The sequence below is a fragment of the Mangrovimicrobium sediminis genome (assembly GCF_004745945.1).
Lineage (GTDB): Bacteria > Pseudomonadota > Gammaproteobacteria > Pseudomonadales > Halieaceae > Mangrovimicrobium > Mangrovimicrobium sediminis.
Genome location: NZ_SRLE01000018.1, coordinates 1 through 22,579, shown reverse-complemented (window position 1 = coordinate 22,579; position 22,579 = coordinate 1). Strand labels below are relative to the sequence as shown.

General features: G+C 66.5%; 23 protein-coding genes. 18 read left to right on the top strand and 5 right to left on the bottom strand.

Annotated features, from left to right (window positions below; genetic code table 11):
• Window positions 1-39: 39 nt before the first annotated feature.
• From E4634_RS20705 to E4634_RS20650, 12 genes are all read left to right on the top strand, one after another.
• Window positions 40-951, top strand: coding sequence for a diguanylate cyclase domain-containing protein (locus E4634_RS20705; RefSeq protein WP_167855016.1), 912 nt, complete (start codon window positions 40-42; stop codon window positions 949-951).
• An 84-nt stretch (window positions 952-1,035) separates the two neighbouring features.
• Window positions 1,036-2,223 carry a multidrug effflux MFS transporter gene (locus E4634_RS20700; protein WP_206046972.1) on the top strand — a complete coding sequence of 396 codons (1,188 nt, stop codon included), beginning with the start codon at window positions 1,036-1,038 and terminating at the stop codon, window positions 2,221-2,223.
• A 41-nt stretch (window positions 2,224-2,264) separates the two neighbouring features.
• Entirely contained in the window at window positions 2,265-3,305 is a 1,041-nt protein-coding gene (selD, locus tag E4634_RS20695) for a selenide, water dikinase SelD (protein ID WP_135446589.1), read from the top strand.
• The gene (mnmH, locus tag E4634_RS20690; RefSeq protein WP_206046971.1) at window positions 3,302-4,390 is read left to right on the top strand and encodes a tRNA 2-selenouridine(34) synthase MnmH; all 1,089 of its coding nucleotides are present in this window, start codon (window positions 3,302-3,304) and stop codon (window positions 4,388-4,390) included. The genes selD and mnmH overlap by 4 nt, the downstream gene beginning before the upstream one ends.
• 1 nt (window position 4,391) lies before the next feature.
• Window positions 4,392-5,243: a putative selenate ABC transporter substrate-binding protein gene (locus E4634_RS20685; protein ID WP_206046970.1), complete on the top strand. Its 852-nt coding sequence runs from the start codon at window positions 4,392-4,394 to the stop codon at window positions 5,241-5,243.
• Entirely contained in the window at window positions 5,240-5,917 is a 678-nt protein-coding gene (locus E4634_RS20680; RefSeq protein ID WP_135446588.1) for an ATP-binding cassette domain-containing protein, read from the top strand. The genes E4634_RS20685 and E4634_RS20680 overlap by 4 nt, the downstream gene beginning before the upstream one ends.
• Window positions 5,914-7,401: a PhnE/PtxC family ABC transporter permease gene (locus E4634_RS20675; protein ID WP_240725267.1), complete on the top strand. Its 1,488-nt coding sequence runs from the start codon at window positions 5,914-5,916 to the stop codon at window positions 7,399-7,401. The genes E4634_RS20680 and E4634_RS20675 overlap by 4 nt, the downstream gene beginning before the upstream one ends.
• Window positions 7,402-7,492: 91 nt before the next feature.
• Window positions 7,493-8,119, top strand: coding sequence for a TetR/AcrR family transcriptional regulator (locus E4634_RS20670; protein WP_167855015.1), 627 nt, complete (start codon window positions 7,493-7,495; stop codon window positions 8,117-8,119).
• Between the two features lie 252 nt (window positions 8,120-8,371).
• Window positions 8,372-9,268 carry an SMP-30/gluconolactonase/LRE family protein gene (locus E4634_RS20665; protein ID WP_135446586.1) on the top strand — a complete coding sequence of 299 codons (897 nt, stop codon included), beginning with the start codon at window positions 8,372-8,374 and terminating at the stop codon, window positions 9,266-9,268.
• A gap of 43 nt (window positions 9,269-9,311) precedes the next feature.
• The gene (locus E4634_RS20660; RefSeq protein ID WP_135446585.1) at window positions 9,312-10,079 is read left to right on the top strand and encodes an SDR family NAD(P)-dependent oxidoreductase; all 768 of its coding nucleotides are present in this window, start codon (window positions 9,312-9,314) and stop codon (window positions 10,077-10,079) included.
• Between the two features lie 136 nt (window positions 10,080-10,215).
• On the top strand, window positions 10,216-10,680 hold the full coding sequence (locus tag E4634_RS20655) for a VOC family protein (protein ID WP_135446584.1): 465 nt from the start codon (window positions 10,216-10,218) through the stop codon (window positions 10,678-10,680).
• Window positions 10,681-10,702: 22 nt separating this feature from the next.
• On the top strand, window positions 10,703-11,740 hold the full coding sequence (locus tag E4634_RS20650) for an LLM class flavin-dependent oxidoreductase (RefSeq protein ID WP_135446583.1): 1,038 nt from the start codon (window positions 10,703-10,705) through the stop codon (window positions 11,738-11,740).
• A 24-nt stretch (window positions 11,741-11,764) separates the two neighbouring features.
• On the opposite strand, the gene E4634_RS20645 is transcribed toward E4634_RS20650, so the two are convergent.
• Window positions 11,765-13,033 carry a cytochrome P450 gene (locus E4634_RS20645; RefSeq protein WP_135446582.1) on the bottom strand — a complete coding sequence of 423 codons (1,269 nt, stop codon included), beginning with the start codon at window positions 13,031-13,033 and terminating at the stop codon, window positions 11,765-11,767.
• Window positions 13,034-13,179: 146 nt separating this feature from the next.
• On the opposite strand from E4634_RS20645, the gene E4634_RS20640 reads away from it, so the two are divergent.
• Window positions 13,180-13,998 carry an acyl-CoA thioesterase gene (locus tag E4634_RS20640; protein ID WP_135446581.1) on the top strand — a complete coding sequence of 273 codons (819 nt, stop codon included), beginning with the start codon at window positions 13,180-13,182 and terminating at the stop codon, window positions 13,996-13,998.
• Between the two features lie 33 nt (window positions 13,999-14,031).
• On the opposite strand, the gene E4634_RS20635 is transcribed toward E4634_RS20640, so the two are convergent.
• Window positions 14,032-14,571 (bottom strand): lipocalin family protein, encoded by a 540-nt coding sequence (locus tag E4634_RS20635; protein ID WP_135446580.1) that lies wholly within the window; start codon window positions 14,569-14,571, stop codon window positions 14,032-14,034.
• Window positions 14,572-14,630: 59 nt separating this feature from the next.
• Entirely contained in the window at window positions 14,631-15,488 is an 858-nt protein-coding gene (locus E4634_RS20630; protein WP_135446579.1) for an isocitrate lyase/PEP mutase family protein, read from the bottom strand.
• Between the two features lie 196 nt (window positions 15,489-15,684).
• Here E4634_RS20630 and E4634_RS20625 point away from each other — a divergent pair, with 196 nt between their 5' ends.
• From E4634_RS20625 to E4634_RS20610, 4 genes are all read left to right on the top strand, one after another.
• Complete coding sequence (locus tag E4634_RS20625; RefSeq protein ID WP_135446578.1) at window positions 15,685-17,136, top strand: methyl-accepting chemotaxis protein; 1,452 nt, start codon at window positions 15,685-15,687, stop codon at window positions 17,134-17,136.
• A 75-nt stretch (window positions 17,137-17,211) separates the two neighbouring features.
• Window positions 17,212-17,865: a TetR/AcrR family transcriptional regulator gene (locus E4634_RS20620; RefSeq protein WP_135446577.1), complete on the top strand. Its 654-nt coding sequence runs from the start codon at window positions 17,212-17,214 to the stop codon at window positions 17,863-17,865.
• Window positions 17,866-18,167: 302 nt separating this feature from the next.
• On the top strand, window positions 18,168-18,980 hold the full coding sequence (locus E4634_RS20615; RefSeq protein WP_135446576.1) for a TauD/TfdA dioxygenase family protein: 813 nt from the start codon (window positions 18,168-18,170) through the stop codon (window positions 18,978-18,980).
• 265 nt (window positions 18,981-19,245) lie between these two features.
• Window positions 19,246-19,788 (top strand): SRPBCC family protein, encoded by a 543-nt coding sequence (locus tag E4634_RS20610; protein WP_167855013.1) that lies wholly within the window; start codon window positions 19,246-19,248, stop codon window positions 19,786-19,788.
• Window positions 19,789-19,881: 93 nt separating this feature from the next.
• On the opposite strand, the gene mscL is transcribed toward E4634_RS20610, so the two are convergent.
• Both mscL and E4634_RS21920 read right to left on the bottom strand, forming a co-directional pair.
• A complete protein-coding gene (mscL, locus tag E4634_RS20605) occupies window positions 19,882-20,331 on the bottom strand; it encodes a large conductance mechanosensitive channel protein MscL (RefSeq protein WP_135446574.1) in 450 nt (149 codons plus the stop codon).
• Window positions 20,332-20,587: 256 nt separating this feature from the next.
• Window positions 20,588-21,733 (bottom strand): acyl-CoA dehydrogenase family protein, encoded by a 1,146-nt coding sequence (locus E4634_RS21920; protein WP_240725266.1) that lies wholly within the window; start codon window positions 21,731-21,733, stop codon window positions 20,588-20,590.
• 247 nt (window positions 21,734-21,980) lie between these two features.
• On the opposite strand from E4634_RS21920, the gene E4634_RS22185 reads away from it, so the two are divergent.
• Window positions 21,981-22,579: hypothetical protein (locus E4634_RS22185; protein ID WP_491844335.1), on the top strand; the 599-nt coding region annotated here is incomplete at its 3' end.

Below are 22,579 nucleotides of genomic sequence, written 5' to 3'. Positions count from 1 at the left end.
TTTCTTGTCGCGGTCTCTCAAACTCCGGAGTATGAGTTTATGCAATCCCTGTACTATCGCAGCACCATCCTGCTGGTCGCCCAGGCGGACGAGCACACCACGCTACTCAAGGAGCAACTGGAAAAGGACTGCGAGGTGCTACACGTGCAGGCGTTGCCCACCCGCGAGGAGTGGTCGCACCTGGAGAATGACCTGCTGATCATGCGCATCGACAAGGAGAGCTATATGGCCCACCTGTCGACGGTTGAACACGACATGCGCCTGGAGGACATCCCCAGCATCGTCGTCTCCATCAACAAGAGCAAGCTCATCGAGACACACTGCCTGAAAGCCGGCAGCCGGGACTTCATCGCGCTGCCCGCGGACGAGGACATCCTGCGCGCCCGGGTACAGAACACCCTGCGCCTGCAGGCCCGCCTGCGCCGGCTGTCAGCCCTGGCGATCGTCGACGAGACCACGCGCCTGCCCAACAAACGCTACTTCCGCGAATACCTGGACCGCGAACTGGGCCGCGCGGTGCGCGCCCAGCGGCCGATCTCGCTGCTCGCCGCGGATATTCTCGGCCTGCCCGAACTGCGCACCGGGCGCGGCGCGGCGGTGGCCGAGCGCTGCCTGCAGGCCGCCGCCAAGGGTGTGGAACGCTGTCTGCAGCGCTCCTCGGACTTCGCCTGCCGCTACGTCGGCGACAAGTTCATCCTGGTGCTGCCTGAGACTGATGAACCCGGTGCCGCCGTCGTCGTCGGCCGCCTCTACGAGGCCCTGACCGACGCCCTCAGCGACGCCTCGCCGCCGGAGAGCGGCTTCCCCCTGCGCGCCCTGATCGGCGGCAAGACCGTGGTGCCCGAGCGCGGTGCCCGCGCCAGTGTGCTGATTCGCGCGGCGCTGGAACAACTGCACGCCGACGACGCCCGCGAGACCCCCAGCACCGAGGAGATTGCCGCGGCGGGCTGACAACGGCCCCCGCTCGCGTGTTACCCTGAGACACCGGGCGGCCCCGCGGTCGCCCTCCCCGCTATCCCCCTCTCGAGGTATCCCGTGAACGACGGCGAACCGTTGCATTTCGGTATTGCGCTGCTGTTGGCCATGACCATGGCCCTCGGCCCGCTTGCAATCGACACCTACCTGCCCGCGTTCCCGGCCATGGCCGCGGATCTCGCCAGCGACGTGCACACCGTCGGCCTGTCCATCTCCCTGTACGTGTTCACCCTCGCCATCGGGCAACTGGTGGCCGGGCCGCTGTCCGACCGGGTGGGTCGCAAGCGCGTGATGCTGGCGGGACTGGCGATCTTCGGCGTGGCCAGTGCGCTGATCAGCCTGGTCGATCACGTGAACTACCTGCTGGCCCTGCGTGCGCTGCAGGCATTCGGCGGCGGCTGGGCGACAGTGTGTGTGCCGGCCATCGTGCGCGACCGGCTCTCCGGCGTCGAGGCGGCGCGCTTCTTCAGCCTGATCGGCCTGATCATGATCATCGCCCCGGCGGTGGCGCCGGGGCTGGGCAGCATGATCCTCACCGGGCTGGGCTGGCGCGCCATCTTCGTCTTCCTGTTCTGCTACGCCTGCCTGCTGGTCGTCCTGCTGCCGCCGGTGGTATTCCGCGGGGCGGCGCCGCAACCCGCGCACAGCGCCGCGGTCTCGGTGTGGCAGCGCTACCGCGCGGTGTTCGCCACCCGCCCCGCAATGCGCTTCATGGTGCTGCAGAGCCTGTGTTTCGCGGTGATGCTGCTGTTCATCACCCACGCCTCGTTCATCTACCAGGGCCATTTCGGCGCCAGCCCCGGTATGTTCTCCATCTATTTCGGCGCCAACGTGGTGCTGATGATGGTCGCCAACCTCGGCAACCGCGCCCTGCTGCGCCACTTCCCGCCGGAGCGCATCCTGCGCTGGGGGCTCACCGCGCAGGCTGTGGGCATCGTGCTGTTGCTGCTGGTGACCAGTTTCGCGCCGCAGCTGTGGCTGTTCCTGCCGGCGATGATGCTGGCCATCGGCGCCATGGGCGCCATCACCCCGAACACCCAGGCCTGCTTCATGGAGTTCTTCGCCCAGCACGGCGGCACCGCCGCGGCCCTGCTCGGCGCCGCGCAGTTCTCCGTGGCCGGGTTGATCTCCGCCGCCTCGGCCCTGTTGCCGGAGTCGGTGGGTGCCATCGTCCTCGCCCAGGCCGCCTGCTGCCTGCCCTGCCTGCTGCTGGTGTGGACCCTGCGCGGGAGTCCGCAGGCGTCTTAGGTGGTACACTCCGTGGCCGGAACCCACCCTGATCTGGCGACATGAGCGACACCATCAAACTGACCGAATACAGCCACGGCGCGGGCTGTGGCTGCAAGATCGCGCCGGCGGTACTGGACCGCATTCTCGCCGGCCAGCTGAGCGGCCTGGAGGACCCGGCCCTGCTGGTGGGCAACCACACCCGCGACGACGCCGCCGCCTACGACCTGGGCAACGGCGAGGTGATCCTCAGCACCACCGACTTCTTCATGCCCATCGCCGACGATCCCTACGACTTCGGCCGTATCGCCGCGGCCAATGCCATCAGCGACATTTACGCCATGGGCGGCGCGCCGCTGATGGCCATCGCCATTCTCGGCTGGCCGCTGGACAAACTGCCCGCCGAGGTGGCCGGCCAGGTGATCGCCGGCGGCCGCGCCATGTGCGCCGAGGCGGGCATCGCCCTGGCCGGCGGGCACAGCATCGACGCGCCGGAGCCGATCTTCGGCCTGGCGGTGACCGGCCGCGTGCGCCGCGAACACCTGCGCCGCAACGCCTCGGGCCGCGCCGGCGACCGCCTGTACCTGACCAAGCCCCTGGGCATCGGCATCCTGACCACGGCGCAGAAGAAAAAACTGCTGCGCCCGGAACACGCCACCCTGGCCCGCGACTGGATGTGCACCCTGAACAAGGTGGGCGCGCAGCTGGCGCAACTCGACGGTGTGAGCGCCCTGACCGATGTCACTGGTTTCGGCCTGCTCGGCCACCTGCTGGAACTGTGCGAGGGCGCCGACCTCGCCGCGCGTATCGATTTCGACGCACTGCCGGTACTCGAGCCGGCCCGCGACTACCTGGCCCAGGGCGCGGTGCCCGGCGGCACCGGGCGCAACTTCGACAGCTACGGGCACGGCGTGGCGCCGCTGGCGGAGGAACAGCGCCTCGTCCTGTGCGACCCGCAGACCAGCGGCGGCCTGCTGGTGGCCGTGGCGCCGCAGGCCTGTGACGAGGTCGAGGCGCTGTTGCGCGAGGCCGGTGCGGTGGTTGCGCAGGTCGGCGAGCTGCTCGAGCACGCGGACGGCCCGCGGGTGACGGTCCTGGCGTGAGCGATACCGCGGACTACCGCGCCCTGTTCCTGGCCGGGGCGCCGATGATGGACACCCGCGCGCCGGTGGAATTCGCCCACGGCAGCTTCCCCAATACCGTCAACCTGCCATTGATGACCGACGACGAGCGCGCCCTGGTCGGCACCTGCTACAAGCAGCAGGGCCAGGAGGCGGCTATCGACCTCGGCCACAGCCTGGTCCACGGCGCGGTGAAGTCGGAGCGGGTTGAGGCCTGGCTGGATTTCGCCCGGCGCAATCCCGATGGCTATTTGTTCTGCTTCCGCGGCGGCCTGCGCTCGCAGATCTGCCAGCAGTGGATGCGCGAGGCGGGTTGCGACTACCCGCGCATCCACGGCGGCTACAAGGCGATGCGTCGCTTCCTCATCGACACCCTGGAAACCCAGGGCAGCGAGCGCCGCTTCATCCTGCTCGCCGGCCACACCGGCGCCGCCAAGACCGCGCTGCTGGCGCGCGTTCCCAACAGCCTCGACCTCGAGGGCATGGCCCACCATCGCGGCAGCGCCTTCGGCAAACGCCCGGGCGGGCAGCCGGCGCAGATCGGCTTCGAGAACAGCATCGCCGCCGGCCTGCTGCAGCAGGCGGAGCGGTTCCCGGCACAGGCCACGGTGCTGGAGGACGAGAGCCGTCTGATCGGCAAGCTGGCCCTGCCGCAGAACCTGCGCGAGGCAATGGCGCGCGCACCGCTGGTGCTGCTGCAAAGCACGCTGGCCCAGCGCGTGGAGCACACCTTCGAGAACTACATTCTCGCCGCCCTGCACGAGCGCCGCGAACACTACGGGCAGGAGCAGGGCTTTACGCAGTTTGCCGACTACCTGCGCCAGTCCCTGGCCAATATCCAGCGCCGCCTGGGCGGTGCCCGCTACCAGGCGCTGGATGCACAGCTCATGGAGGCGCTGGTTGCCCACGAGCGCGGCGATCCGGACGCGCATCGCGGCTGGATCGAGGCGCTGCTGGTCGACTACTACGACCCGATGTACAGCTACCAGATGGACAAGAAGCGTGACCAGGTGGTTTTTGCCGGTGACGCCGACGCCGTATACCAGTACCTGACCGAGGAGACCTGATGTGAAACGCCTGTTGAGTGCGTTGTTGTTGTGCCTGTTCGCCGCCCCGGGGTTTGCCGCCACCTTCACTTTTACCGCCATTCCCGACGAGGACGAGTCGCGCCTGGTGGAGCGCTTCGGCAAGGTGGCTGACTATCTTGAGCAGCGCCTTGGGGTGGAGGTGCGCTACCTGCCGGTGAAATCCTACCCCGCCGCGATCACCGCGTTCCGTCTCAACCAGGTGCAGCTGGCCTGGTTCGGCGGGCTCTCCGGCGTACAGGCGCGGCGCCTGGTGCCCGGCGCGCAGGCTATCGCCCAGGGCTACGAGGACCAGTTCTTCCGCAGCTATTTCATCGCCAATACCAGCACCGGCCTGACCGCCAGTGAGCAACTGGACCCGTCCATCGGCGGGCGCACCTTCACCTTCGGCGCCAAGGGCTCGACCTCCGGCCGCCTGATGCCCGAGTTTTTCCTGCGCCAGCAGTTCGGCAAGGCCCCCGAGGCGCTGTTCTCCCGGGTCGGCTTTTCCGGCGACCACAGTATGACCATCGCCCAGGTACAGGCCGGTGTCTACGCGCTCGGCGTGGTCAACTACCTGGTCTGGGAGAGCGAGCTGGCGGCGGGCAAGATCGATACCGACAAGGTGCGGGTGATCTGGCAGACCCCGGACTACCCGGACTACCAGTGGACGGTGCGCGGCGATGTCGACGCCGTGTTCGGTGTGGGCTTCGCCGACAAGCTGCGCGCGGCGCTGCTGGAGATGGATGACCCGGCGCTGCTCGAGGCCTTCCCGCGCAAGTCCTTCGTGCCGGCGAGCAATGCCGACTACCAGCCCATCGAGGACGTCGCACGGGAGCTGGACCTGCTGCAATGAGTGCGCTGGTCGAGCTGCAGGGGTTCACCCTGGAACGCGGCGGCCAGTGCATCCTGCGCGACATCAGCCTGGCCATCGCGCCCGGTGAGAAGCTCGCACTGGTCGGCCCCAGCGGGGCCGGCAAGTCCTCGCTGCTCGGCGAGATCCACCGCCGCCTCGGCGAGGCAGCGGCGCTGTGCCCGCAGCAGCTCGGCCTGGTCGATGCGCTGTCCGTGTACCACAACATCTACATGGCGCAGTTGCAGCGGCGCAACAGCCTGCTCAACCTGTGGAACCTGTTCTTTCCGCTGGCCGGCCCGCTGCGCGAAGTAGAGGAGTTGTCGCAGCCACTGGGCCTGGCGGCGCTGCTGCGCCGGCCGGTGGCCGGTTTGTCCGGCGGTGAGCGCCAGCGTGTCGCCCTGGCGCGGGCCTGCTACGCGCAGCGCGAGACTTTCCTCGGCGACGAACCGGTCTCCAGCCTCGACCCGGAGCAGGGCGGGGAACTGCTCGACCGGGTAAACGCCGCCCATCGCACCGCGGTTGTAGCCCTGCACAACCCGGCCCTGGCACTGGCGCATTTCGATCGGGTGATCGGCCTGCGCGGCGGCGAACTGGCCTTCGACCGTCCCGCCGCATCGCTCACTGCGGCGCAACTGGCGGACTTCTACCGCGGCGGGAGCGGGTGGCAGGCTTGAGCCTTACCGGGTTCTGGCGCGAGCGCCCCAACCTGTCGCGGGCGCTGCTGTTCGCGGCGCTGGCGCTGGTCTCGCTGCCCTTCCTGGATATCGAACTGCACCGCCCGGACCCCTGGCAGGAACTCGGTCGCATCGGCCTGGGCCTGTTGCAGCCGCGCTGGGACGACGCGGCGAGCCTTGCCCAGGCGGTGCTGTACACCCTGGCTTTTGCCTTTTGCGCGGTCACCCTGGCGGTAGCCGCTGGCGGCGTGCTGGCGCTGTTCTACCACCGCTGGCCGGTGCGGGTTGCCTGCGCCGCCACCCGCGCCGTGCACGAGCTGTTCTGGGGGCTGTTGTTCATGCAGTTCTTCGGCCTCTCGGCGCTCACCGGCGTGCTCGCCATTGCGCTGCCCTTCAGCGGCATATTCGCCCGCGTGTTTGCGGACATCTTCGCCGAGCAGTCCACCCTGCCGCGGCAGGTGATCGCGCCCGGGCGCGTGTCGCTGAGCGCGCTGTGCTACACCACGCTGGCCCAGGCCTGGCCGCAGCTCACCAGCTACCTGCGCTACCGCTTCGAGTGCGCGCTGCGCTCCAGCGCCATCCTCGGCTTCATCGGGCTGCCGACGGTGGGTTTCCACCTTGAGAGCGCGTTCCGCCAGGGCGACTACGCCGAGGCGGCCTGCCTGTTGTGGGTGTTCTACGTGATGATCGCCACCCTGCGCTGGTGGCTGGACCGGCGCCTGATCCCGCTGTACTGCCTCATCGCGTTCTTCGTGCTGCCGCCGTCACCCCCGGTGTCGGTATCGCTGCTCGGCGAATTCGTGACCCGGGACATCTGGCCACTTGCGCTGCGCGAGGGCGACTACATCGGGGCGCTGGCCTGGTACGCGCAGGAGGTGACTCGCGTCGTATTGCCCGCGGCGGCCTACACGGTGATGTTGTCGCTGGTCGCGCTCGCCGCCGCCGGGGTCGTCGTGTTGTTCCTGTTCCCGATCGCCAGCCGCGTATGTGTCGGCCGGCTCGCCATCGCCGGGCACGCGCTGCTGGTGTTCGTGCGCTCCACGCCGGAGTTGCTGCTGGCCTTCGTATTCCTGTTGCTGGTCGGGCCCTCCGCGCTGCCGGCCATACTCGCACTGGCGATACACAACGGCGGCCTGGTGTCCTACCTCACCGCGCGCGAGGCGGACCGCCTGCCGCTGCGCGCCGACCATGCGCACGGTATAAACCTGTGGGCCTATGAACTGGTGCCGCGGTTGTTTCCGCGCATGTTTGCGCTGCTGCTCTACCGCTGGGAAGTGATGATGCGGGAGAGTGCGATACTCGGCATTCTCGGTGTGGCCACGCTGGGCTTCTATGTCGACTCGGCGTTTGCCCAGTTCCGCATGGATCGCGCTTTCCTGCTGATAGCGGCCACTGCGCTGCTCAACATCGCCGCCGATGCGGTGAGCCAGCGCGTGAATCGCGGCCTGCGTTTCGAGGCCGACGCGCTGGCCAGGGATTGCTGAGATCGCCAGCTCTTGCTTGACACCCGGCGGTGCTGCGTACAACCTACGTCTGCATTTTTGCGAGCGGTAGAAACGCGATATGTCCCAGCGCATGCTTTACCAGACAGAGGAAACCCGTCGCCACATCCTGGAGATGGCGGAGCAGTTGTTCCTCGAAAACGGTTTCTTCGACACCCAGATGAAGGATGTCGCCGAGGCCGTGGGTATGAGCCGCAATACGCTGTATCGCTACTATCGTGACAAGGTCGACCTCGGCTTTGCCATCCTCGAGCAGATCCTCTCATACGTCATCGAGGATTTCCGTCTCGCCCTGGCCAGTTCCCGCGGCCGCCCGTTTACCGACCACCGCGAGCAACTCACCTGGGTGTTGCAGGAACTCCTGGTCCGACAGCAGCACGAGAGCGCGCTGCGCTTCATCGCCGAGTTCGACGCGTTTTTCTCCGGCCCCCGCATTCCGGAAAACTTCCGCGACATGCAAAATCTTTCCGCCTGGGCGCCGATCATCTCCGAGTTTTCCGCGATCGTCCGCGCCGGTATCCGCGAGGGTTCGATCCGCGACGACGTCAACCCCGAGGTGCTGCTGCAGGTCGTGCTGACCAGTACCAAGGTCATGCAGCAGGAAGTACTCCTGCGCAAGGCCGCCCACGGGCCCGACGCGGCGCAGCTGCTGCCGCTGATGTTGACGCTGCTGATGGATGGCCTGAAACCGCAGGACTGATCCTGCGGTCCTGCAGCAAACTTTCCCTTTCCGGTTCCGCGCAGCTGTCAGCTGGTGACGGGTGCCGGTATGCGTCTGCCTGCACCTTAGCCCGTTGCGTGCGCCCGTCGCATTGGCGGGTGCAGGCGGCGAGGTTGACACTCCCGATCGCCTGCTGTCAAACTGACGAACAAGCTCCTGGGTTCACTAACAATAATTAAGCAAGCCGACCGCGCCGGTGCCCCAGCTCCCGCGGCGGCACTGGAGGTGTCAATGAACAATCCCGCTTCCCCCGGCTTCACCCAACTCGCTTCCGGTATCTACCTCGAAGGCCTGGCAGTGGACTACCGGCGCGATATGGCCTGGTACAGCGACGTGGTCGGCGGTGGTCTGCACGGCGTCAACCGTGAAGGGGAGGTGCGGACATTCAACCCGGAGCGCATGTGGACCGGCGGCGTCATGCTGCACGAGAGCGGCGCGGTGCTCTCCTCCGGACCGGGCGGCATCATGTGGAATGACCCGGACAGCGGCGGCTCGGGCTGGTTGATCAACCAGATCGACGGCGAGGCGATTATCGGCGTCAACGAGATGATGCCGGATGGTACCGGTGGCATGTTCTTCGGCACCGTGGACATCGACATGATTGTTCGCGGTGAGACCCCGCGACCGACGGCGCTCTACCATCTGCATGCCGATGGCCGCGTAAGGTGCCTGGTCGATGGCCTGGGCTTCACCAACGGCATCATGTACGACGCGCAGCGCCAGCGGTTCTATCTCAACGATACCTTCACCCGCACCTGGGTGTTCGACGTAAACCCCGACTTCAGTCTCTCCAACCAGCGCCCGTTCCTGGACAAGGAGGACGTCGATGGCATGGCGCTGGATGTCGAGGGCAATGTCTGGATCACCGGGTTTCGATCCGGGTTCGTCACACGCATCACTCCGGATGGCGAAGAGCTGGCGCGCTTCGATACCCCGGCTGAGGCCATTACCCAGATTCGTTTCGGCGGCGCCGACATGTGCGACGTCTACCTGACCTGTGTCCCCGGCGATGGCGGCGACAGTCTCAAGGAAGGCGAGATTCCCAGCGAGCCGAACTCGATACTGTATCGAACGCGCTCCGACATTCCCGGTATGCCGCTGGCAGGTGTTCGCTGCCAGCTTTCCTGATTCTTCAGTTGGTTTTCACGCAATCCCCGAAGGAGGGGCAGACATGGCAGGCACAGGTAACCGGTTGCAGGGCAAGGTCGCCATCATCACGGGGGCGGGCCAGGGGATTGGCGCCGCTATCGCCCAGGCCTATGCACGCGAGGGTGCGAAGGTCATTCTCACCGGACGTACACTGAGCAAGGTCGAGGAAATCGCGGGACAGATTAAAGCTGCCGGCGGGGAAGGCATTGCCCTGCAGGCCGTGGCGGGTGAACTGGCGGATTCGCGCAGGACGGTGGAGCTGGCGATGAGCGAGTGGGGCCGGGTAGACATCCTGGTCAACAACGCGCACTCGTTCACCGACTACCTGCCCCTGAACGACCCGGCGATGGAAGACAACTGCAAGATCGATTTCCAGTCCGCGTTCTTCGGTTCGCTGCAACTCATGCAACTGTGCTACCCGCACATGGTGGAGCAGGGGGGCGGTTCGATCATCAACATGGGGTCGAGTTTCGGTATTCGCTGCGAGCCGGGGTTCCTCGCCTATGCGGCAAGCAAGGAGGCCATCCGTGCGCTGACCAAAACCGGCGCCCGCGAGTGGGGCCGCGACAGGATCCGCGTGAATACCATCCTGCCCTCTGCGCTTTCACCCAAGGCCAGGTGGTACCTGGAGGAGAGCGGCACCTACGAGGCCGAGCTCTCCAAGGTCGCCATGGGCTACTTCGGAGAACCCGAGGACATCGCGCCCACGGCGCTGTTCCTGGCCAGCGACGAGTCCAACTTCGTCACCGGCCAGACCATCTGTGCCGAGGGCGGCGCAACGATGCTCTGAGCTGGACGCGGGTGAGGCGAACCGCATCCCGCTACCGGTGGGAGCGCGAGCAAGAGCACATTTGCCCGGCGTGAATGGCGCAGCGGTGGGCAGACTTCGAAGCGCGGCATCAATCTGGCCAGACAGGAACAACAGCATGAAAAAGTTCATCAACCATGTGGATCACGTCGCCTGGCTGTCGCGGCCGGAAAACCTCGACGCCAACGTGGCGCGGCTCAAGCAGATGACCGGCGCTACCCTGCGCAGGTTCTCGCGCAAGGACATGGGTTTTACCATGTGCATCAGCTGGGAGGCGGGCCTCGAAGTGGTGGCGCCCATGGAGGAGCGCACTGAGTTCAACCAGTGGCTGTGGAGCGAACTGGAAGCGAAGGGCGAGGGAGTAAACTCGGTCGTGTTTGGCGTAAAGAACCTGGACGCCCACAAGGCGCGACTCGAGAAGCTGGGGTTCGTGGTCGGTCCGCTGATGGACGATCACCCGGATTCGCCCTGGCACGACGAACTTGTGCTGTGGGAGCGCGGCGTAGGCGAGGTGATGAATACCAACATCGTCCTGGGCGACATCGACTACAACGACGACGTGATTCCCTTCGTCGACGCCTGAGTCGCGCCGGGAGCATCGGGACATGAAATTCGGCATCATCGTCAATCGCAAGCTGGTTGATCGCACCGCGTCCGACCCCTACGGTCGCCTGTACAGCTATCTCAACGAGATGGAAGACCTGGGCTACGACCTCGCCTGGTGCGGCCAGCATCGCTTCTCGGATACCACGGCCTTTGGCGGCGATACCGCCACCGAGCCCTCCGCCCCCCTCGCCATGCTCGCGCCGTTGATGGCGCGCACCACGCGCATGCAGTTCGCGACCAATATCATGTTGCTGCCCGCGCACCATCCGCTGGAGGTCGCGGAGCAGGTCAACACGCTGCAGGAGATGTCCGGCAGCCGCTTCATCCTGGGCGCGGGCATCGGCTACAAGCCGGATGAATTCGAGAACGTGGGCTGGAATTTCAAGACCCGGGCGCGGCGCTTCGAGGAATGCCTGCAGGTGCTGCGCCTTGCATTGACCGGTGAGCGCTTTTCCTTTCGGGGTGATTTCTTCAGTTTCGACGACGTGATGGTCACCCCGCCACCACTACCCGGCACGCACACGCCGCTGTGGATCGGGGCGGTGAGCGAGCCGGCGATGCTGCGCGCCGCCCGGCTGGGCGATGGCTGGGAGATCAGCTTCGCCGAGCACCTGCTTGAACTCGCCGACAAGGTAAAACGCTACCGATCGCTGGCCCTGGAGAACGACCGCCCCTCGACCCTGGCGCTGATGCGCGACGTACACATCGCCCCGACGCGCGATGCCATCGACCCGAACTTCCTGCCCAACATCATCAGGGTCTGGCAAAGCTACGAGGACCTGGGCTCCAGGGCGGACCGCGACGAGCTCTCCAAAGAGGTCATGTTCGGTGGCAAGCAGGTGACGCTGGAGGAGTTCGCACCGAACCGCGCGGTGGTGGGGACGCCGGAAGACTGCTGCCGGGAAATGCAGCGAATCCGGGAGATGGTCAACCCGGAGTACTTGTTCATCACACCGACAGGCGTGCCCGATCCGCAGCAGCAGATTGCGGAGCTGCGCCTGTTTGCCAGGGAAGTGATGCCGCATTTTCGCGACTGAGAGCCACTTCCAGCTGGCGGCGTGCTAGGCGGGCGTGTAGGTAATGTAAAGATCCGCGAGGCTGCGAAAGGTATAGGTCGGCTCGTAGCGGAAGTGTCGCGCCCCCGCATCGCCGTGGTGCGCCGGGTCCAGTTCGATGTGCGCGGTGCGCGCCAGCAGGCGTTCCAGGGCGATGCGCGCTTCCAGGCGTCCCAGCGGTGCGCCGATGCAGGTGTGGCGGCCCTTGCTGAAGCCGATGTGGTCGCGCACGTTGGGCCGGTCGATATCGACTTTGTCGGGATGGCTGAAATGCGCCGGGTCGTTGCTGGCCGCGCTCAGGCACACCGTCAGCAGTGTGCCGGCGGGAATCTCGATGCCGGCGACGCTGGTTTTGCGCAGTGCCAGGCGGTAGGCGACCTTCACCGGCGCATCGTAGCGCAGGGTTTCTTCAACGAAGTCGGCGATGCGTTCGGGCTCCCGGCGCAGGCGCGCCTGCAGTTCAGGGTCCTGCGCGAGCAGTTTCACGCCCATGGCGATCAGTCGCGAGGTGGTGTCCTGCCCCGCACCAAACAGGAAACAGGCGAGGCGCACCAGCGTGGCGAAGTCGGGTGCGCTGGCGTCCGGCAGGCTCGCGTTGGCGATTTCCGACATCAGGTCTGCGCAGGGTTCGGCCTGGCGCGCCAGCAGGTAGTGCTCGAAGCGCGGGTAGAGAAACACCAGCGGGTCCGGGCCGACCTTGTGCACAGCGTCGCCCTCCAGCTGGCTGGGCGGGGCGCCAATCAGGGCCAGCAACTCCGCGCGGTCGGGCACCGGAATGCCCATGAGATCGGCAATCGCATAGGTGGTCGCCGCGTGCGCGTACTCGGGGACGATGTTGCAGCGGTCCTTCTGCAGGAGTTCATCGAGCAAGCGGTCGGCGAGTCCGTACAGGTAGTCCTCGTTCTGCCTGATGCGCTGCGGGTTGAGAATGCCCGCCATCAGCGCGCGGTAGTGGGTGTGTCGTTCACCGTCGAAGCACACAATGTGCTGGCTCCAGGGCATCGCGTCGCGGTGCGCCTCCAATTGGGCGCTGATGTCATCGCCCTCCGGCGTGAACGGCAGCGGCGGTAGCGGGCCGACCACGGAGGCGGCGGACGAGAACGCGCCTTCGCTGTTCAGCAGCACCTGTTGCACCGCATCGTAGCCGGTGACCATGAGCGTGCCGTGGTAAGGCTCGCGGGCCACCGGGTGCTGGGCGCGCTTGAGGTCGAAATAGCCGCGGGGATCGTCGATGACCGCCGGGTCGCTGAAAAAATCGGGTTCTGTGTTTGTCATTATCGAACCTGTGTTGCGGGCGTGACTCGGATGCTGTCGGAGAACAGCTAGGCAACCGAGTGTTCGTCACTATAGTAGCAAGGGCGGCAATTCAGGGTCAACGCGCCGCGTGCTACCATCGCGCTTCACCGCCAGTGGAGAGCGCCATGCCAGCCGACAGCGACACCCACCCCTTCGACCGGGCGACCCACCTGCAGTCCAGCGGCGACGGCCGCTACACCGGGCTCCCCAGCGCCGAATACGCGAACTTTGTCGGCCCCTTCGGCGGCGTCACAGCGGCGACTCTGATGCGCGCAGCGCTGGAATCGCCGCAGTGCCAGGGCGAGCCGGTGGCGCTCACGGTCAATTTCGCCGCGCCGGTGGAGGACGCGCCCTTCGAGGTGAGCGCCCGGGCCGCGCGCAGCAACCGCTCGACCCAGCACTGGATGATGGAGATGACGCAGGCGGGGGAGGTCGTGGCCACGGCCACCGCGGTGTTCGCCCGCCGGCGGGAGACCTGGTCGGCGGCGGAGGCCAGCCCGCCGACCGCGCCCGCGGCCGGCGAAGTACCTGCCCTGGGCTGGTTCGAGGGGTTGCCGGTGTGGATACGCAACTACGAGATCCGCACCGTGCAGGGCGGTATCGACCTCAGCGGCGTGGAGGGGGATGACTCGGTGACCACCCTGTGGTTGCGCGACCAGCCGCCGCGCCCGCTGGACTTTTGTTCACTCGCCGCCCTCAGCGACGCCTTCTTCCCGCGCATTTTCGTGCGCCGCCAGCGCCTGACGCCAATCGGCACGGTGACCCTGACCACTTATTTCCATGCCGATGCGGGATTGCTGGTGCAGCAGGGGGAGCAGTTGTTGCTGGCGACAGCCCGGGCTTCGCGGTTTCGCGACGGGTATTTCGACCAGGTGGCAGAGTTGTGGGGGGTGGACGGCGAGTTGCTCGCCACCACCCACCAGTTGGTCTACTACCGCGAGTGATGCGGCGTCCGCAGCCCGGCGGCGCAAATGGCCTCAGGGCAGCGGTTGCGGCGTGAGCACCAGGCTGGAGGTATCGATCTCCTTGGCCTGCAGCATGGACAGGATGTTCTGGTACAGGGCCGGGTCCATCTGCGGGGTGCGGCTGAGCACGAACAGGGTGCTCTGCAGCGGGTCGGTCACCACCGCATACTGGTATTGGGCGTCGTCCAGCACCACGATCAGGTAGTTGGGGAAGGGGAAGTCGGGCACGTCGGGGAAAGTGACGATCAGGCTGGCGTTGGTGCGTGGGTTGAACACCCGGGCCTCGCCCTCGATGCGGTCCAACTCGCCGTCCAGGGTGCCCTTGTAGCCCTGGTTGATCACCTTCACGGTGCCGTCCTCGTTGAGGCTGTACTCGGCAGTGACGCCGACCAGGTCCTCGTTGAAGAACACCGGGTTGGCGGCGATCTGGTACCACAGGCCCATGTAGCTGGGCACGTCCACGTAGGGAACGGTCTCGATACGGCAGCCGCCGAGGGCGAGCAGGCCGCCGGCCAGCAGCAGTATTTTCAGTCCGTTGAGTAACTTGCGCATGTCGGGGCCCTCGCGGCGTGATCGGTATCAGATCGTTACGCCGCGCGGGCCCCGCTGGATCACCCGCCGCGCACCGGGCGGCCGGTTTTCGTCGCCCACTCGCCGATCAGCCTGTCGTAGAGGTCCTGCTCGATGAGCGAGCCCTTTTCCGGGAAGCTGGGGTCGAAGCTCACGCTGCCGGTCTCCATCAGTTCCTTCGCATATTGCAGGTGCAACTTGGCCGCGCCCATCCAGCCCCAGCCGGTGTGCAGGGTGCAGGTGGCGGTGGGCACCGGCGGGCCGAGCACCACGAAGGGCGCGTCGATGCGCTCCTGCAACTTGGCCGCTACCTCGGCGGGCACCAGCGGGAAGCACAGGGCGTCGGCGCCAGCCTCCACGTAGGCCTTGCCTCGGGCGATGGCCTCCTCGATATCGCCGCCGCCACCGCCGCCATAGGCGCTGGGGTAGAGCTCGTCGCAGCGCGCGATGATGACGAAGGCGGAGTCCCCGCGCGCGTCCACACAGGCCTCGATGCGCGCCTGCATGTCGGCGATGCTGATCAGGCCGTTGTCGTAGGCGGAGTGCTTGGGATTGACCTCGTCCTCGATATGGAAGCCGGCGATACCCGCGCGGATATAGCGGCGGGTGATGTGATAGGCGTCGGCGACCGTCTCGCCCAGGGTGTCGGCGTCGGCGATCAGCGGGATATCGATGGACTCGGCGATGCGCGCGGCCTGCTCGAGTTGTTCCACCTGGGAGAAGATGCCGTTGTCCGGGATGCCGTAGTGGAACGCGCTGCAGGCGTGGCCGCCCAGGTAGGCGGCCTTGAAGCCCACCTGTTCGACGATGCGGGCGGTCATCACGCTGTAGGCGTCGGCGGCGATGAAATGGTCGCGCTGCTCGAACAGGGCGCGCAGGGCGGCGGATTTGTCGGTCACGGGGTGCTCCTTGTCGGTTTATTGTGGGTTCTGCACGCGCGTCAGGGCGCGCTTTCGGGGTCCGCCACTGTAACACGACACCGGGTTTTGCGGCTGCCGTCGGGCCTGTCGGGTCCGGCGAGAAATTAGTCCTAAACTTTTTTCAAGATCGGCCGAAAGCCGGAGAACCAGCATAAGACGCTCCCGGGAGATGCGCATGCAACAGCCACACCTCACCGCAGTACCCGACATCGCCGAAGGCAGCGCAAGCCGTGTGCCGGACGTCAACCGGGTCAACGCGTTCACCACGGAACTGTCGCGCCGCGGCGAGTTCGTCTCGGTCAATATTGCCGATATCGCCGGCTCCATCGATACGGTGACCAAGTTCGTCGCCGCCCAGCTGGAGAAATTCCACTACCTCGAGGACATGGCCAAGCAGATGGGCGCGGGGATGCAGGCCATCAACGAGGCCAGCGTGCAGACCGACAAGGTGGCCCGCGAATCCGCCGCCGAGGGCGACAAGTCGCGTGCGGCGGTACAGGCCGCGGTCACCGATATCCGCGACCTGGTCTCCGCCGTGGCCAGCTTCGAGCAGCGCCTGAAGAAACTGGAGGAGTCCCTCAACGGGGTCGGCGAGATCGCCGACGGTATCCAGCAGATCGCTGCCCAGACCAACCTGCTGGCGCTCAACGCGACGGTAGAGGCGGCGCGTGCCGGCGAGGCGGGCCGCGGCTTCGCGGTGGTCGCCGCCGAGGTGAAAACCCTGGCCCAGCGTACCGGTGGCGCCACCGACGAGATCAACCGCACCCTGAGCACGCTCACCTCCCAGATCGGCGACCTGATTCGCGAGAGCAACGACGCGATCGGCAAGGCGCAATCGGTAAACGGCGGTGTGGAAGTGATCAACACCACCGTGGAACACTTCGCCGAGGCCTTCCACGAGGTCGAGGACCTGGTGGGCAATATCAACGGCGCCGCGGCGGAGAACAAGAACCGCTGCGCCGGTGTGATGGGCGAGATCGATGCGCTGGTCAAGGGCGTCGAGGCCACCAGCGAAGACCTGGCCCATGCGGACCGTCGCATCGGCGGCGTGCTGGACCACGCCGAGGGCCTGATCGACATTATCGCCGACTCCGGTTTCAAGACCGTGGACTCGGAGATCATCGACCAGATCCAGAAGCGCGCGCGGATGATTTCCGAGGCTTTCGAAGAGGGCATCCGCAACGGCGAGATCACCCTCGACGACCTGTTCGACGAACGCTACGTGCCGGTAGCGGGCACCAACCCGCAGCAGGTGACGACCCGCTTCACGCAGTTCACCGACCGCGTGCTGCCGGGCATCCAGGAGCCGGTACTGGCGTTCTCCGACGCGGTGGTGTTCTGCGCCGCGGTGGATCGCAACGGTTACCTGCCCACCCACAACCGCAAGTTCTCCATGCCCCAGCGCCAGGACCCGGTGTGGAACAATGCCAACAGCCGCAACCGGCGCCTGTTCAAGGACCGCACCGGCCTCGCCGCCGGGCAGAACACCAAGCCGTTCCTGCTGCAGACCTACCGCCGCGACATGGGCGGTGGCAAGTTCGCCATGATGAAAGACCTGTCGGCGCCGATCAGCGTGCGCGGCAAGCACTGGGGCGGCCTGCGCATCGGCTACAAGATGGTCGGCTGAGGCCGGGCGCCTCGCTACACCGGGCCGCCGCGAGGTGGTAACCTGCCGCGGGTTTGTTGCGGCAGGGGGTGCAGCGTGGCGGGAACGGAAAAGAGCCTGAAGGCGTCGCGGCGCACGCCGGGCAGGCCGCGGCAGGAGGACGTCGCGCAGATCGACAGCCGCCTGCTGGAGTTGGCGCTGCAGGAGTTCATGCAGCACGGCTACGGCGGCGCCTCCATCAGCCGCATGGCGCGCGAGGCGGGCATCTCCAAGAACACCGTCTACTCCCGTTTCGAGTCCAAGCAGGCGCTGTTCCACGCCATCATGCAGCAGCAGATCGAGCGCTCGGCGCCGGCCCGGCTGCTCACCTCGGGCAGCGGCCGCCCGGATCTCGAGGCCGGACTCAAGGCCTACGCCAACACCATGCTCGAACTCAGCCAGCAACCGGAGTTCCTCGGCGTGAACCGCCTGATGTACAGCGAATCCCATCGCTTTCCTGAACTCGGCGCCGAGGCCGAGGAGCGCGCGCGTCTCGGCATCAAGCGTATTTCGCGGTTTGTCAGCGAGTGTGCGGAGGCGGACGGCATTCCCTGCGCGAATCCCCGCGGTGTCGCCGAGGTGTTCATCCACATGATCCGCGGCTGGTATCTCAGCGTCATGCTCACCAACACGCCGGTCTCCGCCAGGAAGCGCCGCCAGTGGGTGGACACAGCGGTGCACATCCTGCTCAGCTCGCGGCGGGAGTGGTAGGTATCCTTTTCCCTGGTTTTCTCCCGGGCCTTACATCTTCGCGCGACTCGATGGCTAATTCGGCGTCTGCTGCCCGGCGCAGGGCCTGTCGCTGAACACAGGGCTTGACGCCTAAAAGAACCACCCGGTAGCATTAGGTTTTCGCCGCCAGCGGGCGGTTTGTTTGCGCCCATCGTGCGGCTTCGCTTCGCGCGACTTTGGCCCGCCACAGATACCGGCGCTAACAATACAGGCGCTACCAATACCGGCACCACCAATACCCGCGCGACCAATAACAGTGCAATGCACAGCAGGAGACAGGCATGAGTTTCGAATCGATGGCATTGGGTCCGCTGATCGGCAGCGAGGTGTTCGCCACGCCCGAGCAGTTGCTGCAACCCGGGGTCGGCCCGGCCCTGCGATCGCTGCTGGTCGAGCGCGGCGTGCTGGTGTTCCGCGAAATCAACCTCAGCGACGAGCAGCAGGTGGCGCTGGCGGCGAGCATGGGGGCGCTGCGCGAGGAGGGCGAGAAGAACATCTTCAAGATCACCCTGGACCAGAACGCCAACGAGCGCGCGGAGTACCTCAAGGGCTCCTGGCTGTGGCATATCGACGGCACCCACGACAGCGTGCCGGTGTTCGCCTCGCTGCTCTCCGGCCGGGTGCTCTCGGCCACCGGCGGGCAGACCGAGTTCGCCAATTCCTACGCTGCCTACGAGGCGCTGTCGCCGCAAATGAAGGAGCGCATCGGCGGGCTGCGCGTGGTGCACAGTTTCAAGACCTCCATGCGCAACGCGGGTATCGCGCCCACCGAGGCCAACGTCGCCTACTGGAACAGCATCCCCGACCGTACCCACAACCTGGTGTGGACTCACGCCAGCGGTCGCAAGTCCCTGGTCATCGGCTGCCACGCCGACCATGTCGAGGGCATGGACCCGGCGGAGAGCGCCGCTCTGTTGCAAGAACTGCTGACCTGGGCCACCCGCCCGGAGTTCGTCTACCGCCACGAGTGGACGCCCGGCGACCTGCTGATCTGGGACAACACCGGCGTACTGCACCGCGCCGAGCCCTACCCGCTGGATAGCGGCCGCGAGATGCACCGCACCACGCTGCTCGGCGAGGAGGCTTTCTCCTGAGTCCTGTCAGTGCGGCGGCCTGCTGTGCCGCAATGCAGCCCGCTTATTCGAGGATTTACAAGGTGATCCCAAGACACTGCCAGGTCGGGGCATTGAGCCGCTGCGTGGACCGCCATCGCATACCGTGTGCTTGCACCAGGCGGGCGCGGACGGTATTACTGCGGCGGGGTAATCCCAGCGGCAGCCCGGTGGAATGCGACGCCGCGCGAGCCTGCATTTGTCTGCTGCAAACCGCCATCGACCCACACGGATCCGGGAAAGAATAATGATAGAAGCGCAACACGGGCTGGTCATCGAGGCCGGCATCGACGAGGTCTGGGACTACGTCCAGGACATTACCAAGTGGGCCAACCTGTTCCCTGGCTGCCACAGCTGCGAGGTGATCGATGAGCACGACTCGCGCTGGGTGATCAAGGTCGGCGCCGGCGGCCTGGTGAAGACCGTCAACGTGCTGGTGCACGTGGACCAGTGGGACGGCCCGGGCCGGGTGGATTTCACCTACTCGCTGGAGGCCGAACCGGTGGTTGGCGGCGGTAGCTATACGGCCGCGCGCAGCGGCGACGGTTCGACCGAGGTCGGCCTGCAGGTGCGGGTGGAGGGGAGCGGGCAGATGGCCCCGATGTGGGAGGCCATGTGCAAGCCGCTGCTGCCGCAGATGGCCAAAACCTTTTCCAGCCGGCTAAAAGAGGAAATCGAGCAGGTGGCGGTGCCGGTCGGCGCGCCCGCCGCAGTGGGGGAATCCCGCGGGTTCCTCGGCTGGCTGAGCAGGCTGTGGTCGCGTCTGCTCGGCCGCCAGCCGAGTGCCTGAACCCGCAGGCCAGGGCGAGCGGGTCTGGGCCAGCGGGCCAGGGCCAGCGGGCCAGGGCTAGCGGGCCAGGGCTAGCGGATCAGGCCGAGCGGGTCAGCCCAACTCGGAGGTGCACTGGGGGCAGCGGGTCGCCTTGATCGGGATCTCGCTGAAACAGTGTGAGCACTCCTTTGTAGTGGGCTCCGCCGGGGGCGCTTCCTCCTCGGTCTTGAGCTTGTTGATCGAGCGGATAAGCAGGAACACGGCGAAGGCTACGATCAGGAAGCTGATCACGGCGTTGATGAACAGACCGTAGCTGATGGTCACCGCGCCGGCCTCCTGGGCGGCGGCCAGTGTGGCGTAAGGCCCTGCGGTGCTCCCCTCCTTGAGCGTGACAAACAGGTCGCTGAAGTCCACGCCACCCAGCAACAGGCCGATCGGCGGCATGATCACGTCGTTGACCAGGCTCTTGACGATGGTGCCGAAGGCGCCGCCGATGATGATGCCAACCGCCATGTCGACCACGTTGCCGCGCATGGCGAACTCTTTGAAATCTTTCAACATTGTGTATTTCCTTGATGTGTACGGGAGGGTCGCATTACCGCGGCGACTTCTCCCTTTATAGTCTCTCTCGCGCAAAGTGGCCAGCCGGTCACGTCGATACACCGGGCGGTCTTTTCCATGTGAAAAATGCGGTTAAGGCCGGGCAGGCGGCGATGCATACCGCCGGCGGCAAGGCCTCGCATCCGGGCGGGCCCGCTGCCCTCGCGAGTCGCCCTTCCGTGAGAGTGTGGCGGCGCGCCGGCCCTGGCCCGATGGCTCAGAAACAGCGTTCCGGCATGTCCAGGGTGGTGGTGTCCAGGCTGGCCAGCAGTGCCAGCTGCGGCCCGATGCGCGGCAGCTCCCAGCGGTAGAAGTACTGGCAGGCCTGCAGCTTGCCGCGGTAGAAGTGCGTTTCTTCCTCGCTTGTTGCGTGCTCCAGCGCAGCCTGCGCCACCAGCGCCTGTTCCAGCCAGATCCAGGCCAGCACCACGTGGCCGAAGGCCTCCAGGTAGACACTGGCGTTGGCCAGGGTGCGCTGCGGATCGCCGGCGGACCACAGGGTCTGCGTAACCTTGCCGATCTCCTCCAGTGCGCTGCCCAGTTGTGCGCCCGAGGTGGCCAGCGTGTCGGTCGCCGCGGCCCGCGCCACTGTCGCCAGCGCTGTTTCCGCCAGCAATTGCAGCGCGGCGCCGTCCTTCATCACCACCTTTCGCCCCAGCAGGTCCTGGGCCTGGATGCCGTGGGTGCCCTCGTGGATGGGGTTGAGGCGGTTGTCGCGGTAGAACTGCTCCACCTTGTAGTCGCGGGTGTAGCCGTAACCGCCGTGCACCTGTATCGCCAGGTCGTTGGCCGCCAGGCACCATTGCGAGGGCCAGCTCTTGGCGATGGGGGTGAGGATTTCCAGCAGCAGCGCGGCGCGCTCGCGGGCCCTGGCATCCGCCGCATTGCGCTCCTCGTCCACCAGCCGCGCGCAGTACAGGCTGAGGCCCAGGGCGCCCTCGGCGTAGGCTTTTTGCGCCAGCAGCATGCGGCGCACGTCGGCGTGCTCGATGATTTTTACCTGTGCTGCGTCTGCGGATTTGCCCGCCGCGGTCAGCGGCCGCCCCTGGGGCCGGTTGCGCGCATAGTCCAGGGCGTGCAGGTAGCCGGTATAGCCGAGCATCGCCGCGCCCAGGCCCACCGAGATGCGCGCCTCGTTCATCATGTGGAACATGCAGGCCAGTCCGCGGTGCAGCTCGCCCACCCGGTAGCCGATGGCGCCGGCCTCGCCCTGCGGGCGAAAGTGCGTGCCCTCGCCGAAATTCAGCAGGCAGTTGGTGACGCCACGGTAGCCCATCTTGTGGTTGAGCCCGGCCAGGGTCACGTCGTTGCGCTCGCCCGGGGTGCCGTCCGCGCCGGGCAGGAACTTGGGCACGATGAACATCGTCCGGCACCTTGGCCAGCACCAGGTGCACGATGTTCTCGCCCAGCTCGTGCTCGCCGGCGGAGATCCACATCTTGTTGCCGGTGATACGGTACTGCGGCCCCAGCGGCGATTCGCCGACGTACTCGGCGCGGGTGGTGATGTCCGATAGTGACGACCCCGCCTGCGGCTCGGACAAACACATGGTGCCGAACCAGCGGCCCTCCAGCTGCGGCAGGGCGAAGGTCTGCACCTGCTCGGGGGTGCCGTGCTGCAACAATGTGCTGGCGTTGCCGACTGTCAGCAAGGGAAACGCGGCGGTGCTCACGTTGGCGCCGAGGAACCAGGCGAAGGCGGCTTTTTCCACCAGCAGCGGCAACTGCATGCCGCCGAGCTCGTAGTCCTGGGAGCCGGCGAACAGGCCGGCGTCGCGATAGGCCGCCAGCGCCTCGCCGACTTCCGGGATGATGCTCACCCGCTCGCCGTCGAACTGCGGCTCGTTGAGGTCCGACTTGCGGTAGTGCGGTGCGAACAGGTCGGTGGCCATGCGCTCGCTCATGTCCAGCACCGCGTCGAAGGTCTCGCGCGAGTGCTCGGCGAAGCGCGGCAGGGCGGTGAGGGCGCCGGCGTCCAGCCACTCGTAGAGCAGGAAGTCGAGGTCGCGGCGGGAGAGGATGAGGGAGGACATGGGCGCGCTCCTGTCGGGATGCGGAGGATTCTTCGCACAGGATTGTACCGCGCGCGGGCGGCATGGCAGTGGCAAAACAGGTCATTCTCGGGCGCGCGGCGGGCCGGGGAGAACGATATGGTCAGCGTGGTGGGGGCTGGTGCGGCAGTCTGGGGACGGTCTGTCTCTTATACACATCT